The sequence below is a fragment of the Mesorhizobium sp. M7A.F.Ca.CA.003.01.2.1 genome (genome assembly GCF_003998945.1).
Taxonomy (GTDB): domain Bacteria; phylum Pseudomonadota; class Alphaproteobacteria; order Rhizobiales; family Rhizobiaceae; genus Mesorhizobium; species Mesorhizobium ciceri.
In genome coordinates this window covers 1-6,725 of the sequence record NZ_RZRA01000205.1, presented here as the reverse complement: position 1 = coordinate 6,725, position 6,725 = coordinate 1, and the positions used below count along the sequence as shown (strand labels likewise).

Below are 6,725 nucleotides of genomic sequence, written 5' to 3'. Positions count from 1 at the left end.
GCGCAGCCTAGTGGTGCCTCAAACCAGAGCATGTCCCGGAAAAGTGGGAACCGGTTTTCCGACAAGGACATGCCTCATAGTCAAGATGCCAGGAGATCGGCGATGAACAAGCCGGCGACACCCAATTCCTTCCGCACCGGGCCCGACGAACAGGGCATGTTCGGCATTTTCGGCGGTCGTTTCGTTGCCGAAACGCTGATGCCGCTGATCCTCGATCTGGAGCGGCACTGGAACGAGGTCAAGAACGATGCGGATTTCAGGGCTGAGCTGACTGACCTGTCGACCCACTATGCCGGACGGCCGTCGAAGCTTTATTTCGCCGAAGGCCTCACGAAGCATCTTCGTGAGGTTTCCTCGGCCAGGGGCCTCGCGGGCGGCGCGAAGGTCTACTTCAAGCGGGAGGATTTGAACCACACCGGTTCGCACAAGATCAACAACTGCCTCGGCCAGATCCTGCTGGCCAAGCGCATGGGCAAGAAGCGCATCATCGCCGAGACCGGCGCCGGCCAGCACGGCGTGGCCTCGGCCACGGTTGCGGCCCGCTTCGGCTTTCCCTGCGTCGTCTACATGGGCGCCACAGACGTTGCCCGGCAAAGCCCGAACGTCTTCCGCATGAAGCTGCTCGGCGCCGAAGTGCGCCCGGTGACCGCCGGCCACGGCACGCTGAAGGACGCCATGAACGAGGCGTTGCGCGACTGGGTCACCAATGTCGAGGACACCTATTACCTGATCGGCACCGCCGCCGGCCCGCATCCCTATCCGGAGCTGGTGCGCGACTTCCAGTCGGTGATCGGCATCGAGGCGCGGGCACAGATCCTCGAGCAGGAAGGCCGGCTGCCCGACACCATCATCGCCGCTGTCGGCGGTGGTTCGAACGCCATCGGCCTGTTCCATCCCTTCCTCGACGACAAGGAGGTCCGCATCATCGGCATCGAAGCCGGCGGTCGCGGTCTCGACGGCATCGAGCATTGCGCCTCGATGAATGCCGGCGCGCCGGGCGTGCTGCATGGCAACCGCACCTATCTCCTGCAGAATTCCGACGGCCAGATCATGGACGGCCATTCGATCTCGGCCGGCCTCGACTATCCCGGCGTTGGGCCGGAGCATTCCTGGCTGCGCGATTCAGGCCGGGTCGAATACGTGCCGATCCTCGATGACGAGGCGCTGGAGGCTTTCAAGCTGACGACGCGCGTCGAAGGCATCATCCCGGCGCTGGAATCGGCGCACGCCATCGCGCATGCGGTGAAGATCGTGCCTGCCATGGACAAGGATCAGATCGTCATCGTCAACCTGTCCGGCCGTGGCGACAAGGACGTGCACACGGTGGCCAGCATGCTGGGCATGGAGATCTGATCATGGCCACCCGCATCGACCGCCGCATGGCGAAGCTCAGGACCGAAGGCCGCCCGGCGCTCGTCACCTATTTCATGGGCGGCGACCCCGACTACGATACCTCTTTGTCGATCATGAAGGCGTTGCCGGGCGCAGGTTCCGATATTATCGAGCTCGGCATGCCGTTCTCCGATCCGATGGCCGACGGCCCGGCGATCCAGGCGGCGGGCTTGCGGGCGCTGAAAGGCGGCCAGACGCTGGCCAAGACGCTGAAGATGGCGGCCGACTTCCGCGCTGGCGACAATGAAACGCCGATCGTGCTGATGGGCTACTACAATCCGATCTACATCTATGGCGTCGACCGCTTCCTCAAGGACGCGATCGCCAGCGGCATCGACGGGCTGATCGTCGTCGACCTGCCCCCGGAGATGGATGAGGAACTGTGCATTCCGGCATTGAAAGCCGGCATCAACTTCATCCGGCTGGCGACGCCGACCACCGACGACAAACGCCTGCCCAAGGTGCTGCAGAACACGTCGGGCTTCGTCTATTACGTGTCGATGACCGGCATCACCGGCTCGGCACTGGCCGACACCGGCAAGGTGGCGGCGGCGGTCAAGCGCATCAAGGGCCACACCGACCTGCCGGTCTGCGTCGGCTTCGGCGTCAAGACCGCCGAGCAGGCCCGGGTGATCGGCGCCAATGCCGACGGCGTCGTCGTCGGCACCGCGATCGTCAATGCGGTGGCCAATGTGCTGGGGCCGAAGGGCGAGAAGACCGCCGATCCGGCCGAGGCCGTCGCCACGCTGGTCAGCGGCCTAGCGCAAGGCGTGCGCTCGGCCCGCCTTGCTGCTGCCGAATAGTTTCCCTACGTCAGGTCTTGTGCATGCCGTTATCCCAGAACCGGTTCCCACTTTTGGGCGACATGCATTAGCAACTCTTCGTCAGGACAGGAGCCGAAGCGATGAACTGGATCACCAATTACGTTCGCCCGAAGATCAATTCGATGCTCGGCCGGCGCACCGACATGCCCGAGAATCTCTGGATCAAGGATCCGGAGACCGGCGAGATGGTGTTCCACAAGGACCTGGAATCGAACCAGTTCGTCATTCCCTCGTCCGGTCATCACATGAAGATCTCGGCCAAGGAGCGGCTGAAATTCTTCTTCGATGGCGGCAAATACGAGACCCTGGACAACCCCAAGGTCATGCAGGATCCGCTGAAATTCCGCGACGAGAAGCGCTATGTCGACCGGTTGAAGGACGCCAAGGCCAAGACCGGCCTTGAGGACGCGATCATCAATGCGCTGGGCACCGTCGAGGGTCTTCCGGTTGTGGTCACGGTGCAGGACTTCGCCTTCATGGGCGGTTCGCTCGGCATGGCCGCCGGCGACGCCATCGTGCACGGTTTCGAAGTGGCCCTGCAGCGCAAGCGGCCGCTGATCCTGTTTGCTGCTTCCGGCGGCGCCCGCATGCAGGAAGGTATTTTGTCCCTGATGCAATTGCCTCGGACAACGGTCGGTGTCGACCGGCTGAAGGAAGCCGGCCTGCCCTACATCGTCGTTTTGACCAACCCGACCACGGGCGGCGTGACCGCCTCCTACGCCATGCTGGGCGACGTGCACATCGCCGAGCCCGGCGCGCTGATCGGCTTTGCCGGACCGCGCGTCATCGAACAGACGATCCGCGAGAAACTGCCCGATGGCTTCCAGCGCTCCGAATATCTGATGGAGCACGGCATGGTCGACATGGTCGTATCCAGGCTGGAAATGCGTGAAACGATCGCGCGCCTGCTCAAGATGCTGCTCAAGCTGCCGGAAGAGCAAAAAACGCTGGAGCCGGAAATCCTGCCGCCGGCGGTGGTTGCCGCGGAAGCTCGGCCGCAAGCCTGAAGCGACACGAAGCGCCGCGACCGCGATTGCACGAGGGCTTCGGCGCGCTGTAGCCTTTGATTGCCATGGCCATCCGAAACCGATTCTGGTTTTCAGGCTCATGCGCTAGGATTCCACCATGACGACGCTTGCCGCCGACCGCGAAATCGAAGCCCTGATGGCGCTTCATCCGAAAGGCTTCGACCTTTCGCTCGACCGCATTTCGCGGCTGCTGGAGCGGCTTGACAATCCGCAGGACCGGCTGCCCCCGGTCATCCACATCGCCGGCACCAACGGCAAAGGTTCGTGCGCAGCCTTTTCACGCGCCCTGCTCGAGGCTGCGGACTACCGCGTCCATGTCCACACCTCGCCGCATCTGGTCAACTGGCATGAGCGTTACCGGCTGGCCGCCGATGGCGGCGGCAGGCTGGTCGAGGACAGGGTTTTCGCCGATGCCATTGCCCGTGCCGCCAGGGCCAATGAAGGCGAGAAGATCACCGTCTTCGAGATCCTCACCGCCGTCACCTTCCTGTTGTTTTCCGAACACCAGGCCGACGCTGCGATCATCGAAGTCGGGCTCGGCGGCCGCTTCGACGCGACCAATGTCATCAAGGAGCCGGCCGTGTCGGTGATCATGCCGGTGTCGCTCGACCACGAGGCCTATCTCGGCGACCGTGTCGAACTGATCGCAGCCGAAAAGGCCGGCATCATCAAGCCCGGCTGTCCGGTGGTCATCGGCGCGCAGGAAAGCGAGACGGCTCTGCAGGTGCTGATCGAAACCGCCGAGCGGCTTGAATGCCCCACCTTCGTCTACGGCCAGGACTTCCTTGCCTTCGAGGAAAACGGCCGCATGGTCTACCAGGACGAAGACGGCTTGATGGACCTGCCGCCGCCCAGGCTGCCCGGCCGCCACCAGTTCGCCAATGCGGCGGCGGCGATCGCCGCGGTCAAAGCGGCCGGTTTCGAGATCAGCCATCGCGCCGCCGAAAAGGCGATGATCAATGTCGCCTGGCCCGGCCGCATGCAGAAGCTCGTGCAGGGCCGGCTGGCCGAACTGGCACCCAAGGGCGCCGATATCTGGCTCGACGGCGGCCACAATCCCGGTGCCGGCGTGGTGGTTGCCGAAGCGCTGGCCGAGCAGGAAGAGAAGAACCCGCGTCCGCTGTTCCTCATCTCGGGCATGATCAACACCAAGGACCAGAGCGGCTATTTCCGTGCCTTCAAGGGCCTCGCCCGGCATGTCTACACGGTGCCGGTGAGCCTCAGCGAGGCCGGCGTGCCGAACGACGAACTGGCGATCCGCGCAACGGAAGCCGGGCTGACCGCCGAGCCGGTGAGTTCCGTCGCCAGCGCGCTGATGCTGCTGCGCGACACCTGGGACGGCCCGTCGCCACGCATCCTGATCAGCGGTTCGTTGTATCTGACCGGAGCGGTGCTGGCCGAGAACGGCACCCCGCCGACCTGAAGCAGGCGACTATTCATGCCTTGGGTGGCTGCGGCGGCTGAGGCCGAACCTTGGCTTTCGACCTTCAGAAATCCCACGGTGAGATCAGATCAAGGCTGGTGGTGCCAAAGTCGCTGAGATTGCGCGTTGCCAGCCGGCCACCGTTCACGCGCGCTATCGCCGCAATCATGCCATCGGGGGCTGACATGCCGGCACCTTGGCGTGTCGCGGCACCCATGATCTCGCCGTAAGCCAAGGCAGCATCTTCAGTCAGTCCAAAAATCCGGCCGGCAAATCGATGGCGCCACCGGGAAAGTCCCTGCTCCAGCCGATCGGCACGCTCATCAGGCCGTATTTTTTGGATGCCGAAGGCGATTTCAGCAATCGTCACTGTGGGAAGGGCCAGTTCAGCGTCATTGCGGACAAGCCATGCCAGGACAGCTTGGTCCGGCGCCTTCTTCAGACTCTCCGAAATCACGTTGGTATCGACGAAAATCAAAGCTCAAGTCCCGAATGAACCTGGCGGCCTTCGCGAATGATCTTTTCCAGATCGATGTCGGCGCCATGGTTTGCAGTCAAGCTGGCATAGAAGGTGGAAGCAGGTTCACGGCCAGCTTCACGAATTTCGTAGGATTCGAGCGCACGTTCGACCACATCGGCTATCGAACGATTTTCACGACGAGCAAGTCTATGAGCCAGGTCGCGTGCTTTTGCGCTTCGGACTGAGAGTTGTGGTTCGGCCATTTCGAACTCCCTTTTAGAACGGATATAGGCCGATCCACTGCTGCCATCAAGGTGGCAGTTGATGGCGTGCCATCACGCGGTGGATTTCCAGCGCATTGATAGGCGACGTTACTTCAGCTCTATCTCGATAAAGGCGTATTCGCCTTCATTGGCGTTGATGACGTCGTGCTCTACGCCCTCCTTGCGGAAATAGGGCGCGCCCTTCTTCATCTCGGCAAAGGATTCGCCGTCCTTGGTCAACAGCTTCACCTTGCCGTCCATCAGCGGCACGACGACATAGTCGTGGCCGTGGCGATGCCAGCCGGTGTTCTCGCCCGGCGCGAAGCGGTATTCGGTGACGATGACACGCTCGTTGTCGATGAAGACGGTGGCCTTGGCGGATCCGGTCATGGGGTTCTCCTGTCTGCCTCGAGCAGATGACATGGAGTGCCCGGACGCGAGGGCCAGAGCCACGCACCGATGACGCCAACAAAAAGCCCGGCGCGAGGCCGGGCTTGATATCAGGAATTTCAGATGGGTCAGGCGAGGTTGCCATTGATCCAGTGCGACAGCGCGGTCTTCGGCGCGGCACCGACCTTCATGTCGGCCATTTCGCCGCCCTTGAAGATCATCAGCGTCGGGATCGAGCGCACGCCGAACTGGGCGGCAAGCTCCGGATTCTCGTCGATGTTGAGCTTGGCGATCTTGACCTTGGCGCCAAGTTCGGTGGCGATATCTTCGAGCGCCGGCGCAATCATCTTGCAGGGACCGCACCATTCCGCCCAGAAATCGACGACGACCGGTACGTTGGCGTCAAGCACGTCAGCCTGGAAGTTGCTCTTGTCGACCTTCACGGTTGCCATATGGAAAAATCCTTTTGAAAGTTTTTGTCCCACCAAATGTGGTGGTGATCGCGCCCTTCTTCAAGCAGGTGTTGTGTCACGCTCCCGTGAGTCGAGCAAGGGCGTCGTCCAAGGCGCTGGCAGGCAGTTCGATCAGCCGCGGCGCCTCGGTGAACAGCAAGGCCGCCTTGACCGTGCGGCCGGGATAGAGCGGCTGCAACAGCGCGCGGTAGAGCGCCAACTGCAGGACATAGGCCGGCGGCACCTCGGCCAGACTGGCGGGCGCCGGCCGGTTGGTCTTGTAGTCGACAATCGATACCGTGTCCGGCGTTACCGCCAGCCGGTCGATCTTGCCGGAAATCGAGCGCTTCTTGCCCTTGACCTCCAGGCTGCCCATGATCGCAACCTCGGCACGCGACGATGGCGCAAACAGCTGACCGAAGCCGGGATCGGCAAGGATCGATGTGACCGACGCCAGGGCCTTTTCACGCTCTGATGGCGGCCAGTCCGCACC

At 62.7% G+C, this 6,725-nt stretch carries 9 protein-coding genes; 4 read left to right on the top strand and 5 right to left on the bottom strand.

Translation table 11 applies throughout. The features are described 5' to 3' along the window. Window positions 1-102 precede the first annotated feature (102 nt). The 4 genes from trpB to EN969_RS11085 all read left to right on the top strand — a co-directional run bounded on the left by trpB (window position 103) and on the right by EN969_RS11085 (window position 4,667). Window positions 103-1,353, top strand: coding sequence for a tryptophan synthase subunit beta (trpB, locus tag EN969_RS11100; RefSeq protein ID WP_013528319.1), 1,251 nt, complete (start codon window positions 103-105; stop codon window positions 1,351-1,353). Window positions 1,354-1,355: 2 nt separating this feature from the next. Continuing rightward, window positions 1,356-2,195 (top strand): tryptophan synthase subunit alpha, encoded by an 840-nt coding sequence (gene trpA / locus EN969_RS11095; protein ID WP_027161022.1) that lies wholly within the window; start codon window positions 1,356-1,358, stop codon window positions 2,193-2,195. A 101-nt stretch (window positions 2,196-2,296) separates the two neighbouring features. After that, the gene (gene accD, locus EN969_RS11090) at window positions 2,297-3,223 is read left to right on the top strand and encodes an acetyl-CoA carboxylase, carboxyltransferase subunit beta (RefSeq protein ID WP_013528321.1); all 927 of its coding nucleotides are present in this window, start codon (window positions 2,297-2,299) and stop codon (window positions 3,221-3,223) included. A gap of 118 nt (window positions 3,224-3,341) precedes the next feature. Beyond that, window positions 3,342-4,667: a folylpolyglutamate synthase/dihydrofolate synthase family protein gene (locus EN969_RS11085; protein WP_063169785.1), complete on the top strand. Its 1,326-nt coding sequence runs from the start codon at window positions 3,342-3,344 to the stop codon at window positions 4,665-4,667. A 64-nt stretch (window positions 4,668-4,731) separates the two neighbouring features. Here the strand turns inward: EN969_RS11085 and EN969_RS11080 are convergent, their stop codons facing one another. The 5 genes from EN969_RS11080 to EN969_RS11060 form a co-directional block, all read right to left on the bottom strand. After that, window positions 4,732-5,145, bottom strand: coding sequence for a type II toxin-antitoxin system VapC family toxin (locus EN969_RS11080; protein WP_063169784.1), 414 nt, complete (start codon window positions 5,143-5,145; stop codon window positions 4,732-4,734). After that, window positions 5,142-5,390, bottom strand: coding sequence for a type II toxin-antitoxin system VapB family antitoxin (locus EN969_RS11075; protein WP_013528324.1), 249 nt, complete (start codon window positions 5,388-5,390; stop codon window positions 5,142-5,144). The genes EN969_RS11080 and EN969_RS11075 overlap by 4 nt, the downstream gene beginning before the upstream one ends. A 108-nt stretch (window positions 5,391-5,498) precedes the next feature. Beyond that, window positions 5,499-5,780 carry a cupin domain-containing protein gene (locus tag EN969_RS11070; protein ID WP_013528325.1) on the bottom strand — a complete coding sequence of 94 codons (282 nt, stop codon included), beginning with the start codon at window positions 5,778-5,780 and terminating at the stop codon, window positions 5,499-5,501. Window positions 5,781-5,908: 128 nt separating this feature from the next. Beyond that, a complete protein-coding gene (gene trxA, locus EN969_RS11065; RefSeq protein WP_013528326.1) occupies window positions 5,909-6,232 on the bottom strand; it encodes a thioredoxin in 324 nt (107 codons plus the stop codon). 76 nt (window positions 6,233-6,308) lie between these two features. Then, window positions 6,309-6,725, bottom strand: a 417-nt coding sequence (locus EN969_RS11060) for a PD-(D/E)XK nuclease family protein (RefSeq protein ID WP_206525146.1), incomplete at its 5' end; no start/stop codon positions are given.

What these genes read in the sequence shown, in the direction of transcription:
- trxA (WP_013528326.1), bottom strand. Translation starts at nt 6,232, where the DNA reads ATGGCAACCGTGAAGGTCGACAAGAGCAACTTCCAGGCTGACGTGCTT.
- trpA (WP_027161022.1), top strand. Translation starts at nt 1,356, where the DNA reads ATGGCCACCCGCATCGACCGCCGCATGGCGAAGCTCAGGACCGAAGGC.
- accD (WP_013528321.1), top strand. Translation starts at nt 2,297, where the DNA reads ATGAACTGGATCACCAATTACGTTCGCCCGAAGATCAATTCGATGCTC.
- trpB (WP_013528319.1), top strand. Translation starts at nt 103, where the DNA reads ATGAACAAGCCGGCGACACCCAATTCCTTCCGCACCGGGCCCGACGAA.
- EN969_RS11085 (WP_063169785.1), top strand. Translation starts at nt 3,342, where the DNA reads ATGACGACGCTTGCCGCCGACCGCGAAATCGAAGCCCTGATGGCGCTT.
- EN969_RS11070 (WP_013528325.1), bottom strand. Translation starts at nt 5,780, where the DNA reads ATGACCGGATCCGCCAAGGCCACCGTCTTCATCGACAACGAGCGTGTC.
- EN969_RS11075 (WP_013528324.1), bottom strand. Translation starts at nt 5,390, where the DNA reads ATGGCCGAACCACAACTCTCAGTCCGAAGCGCAAAAGCACGCGACCTG.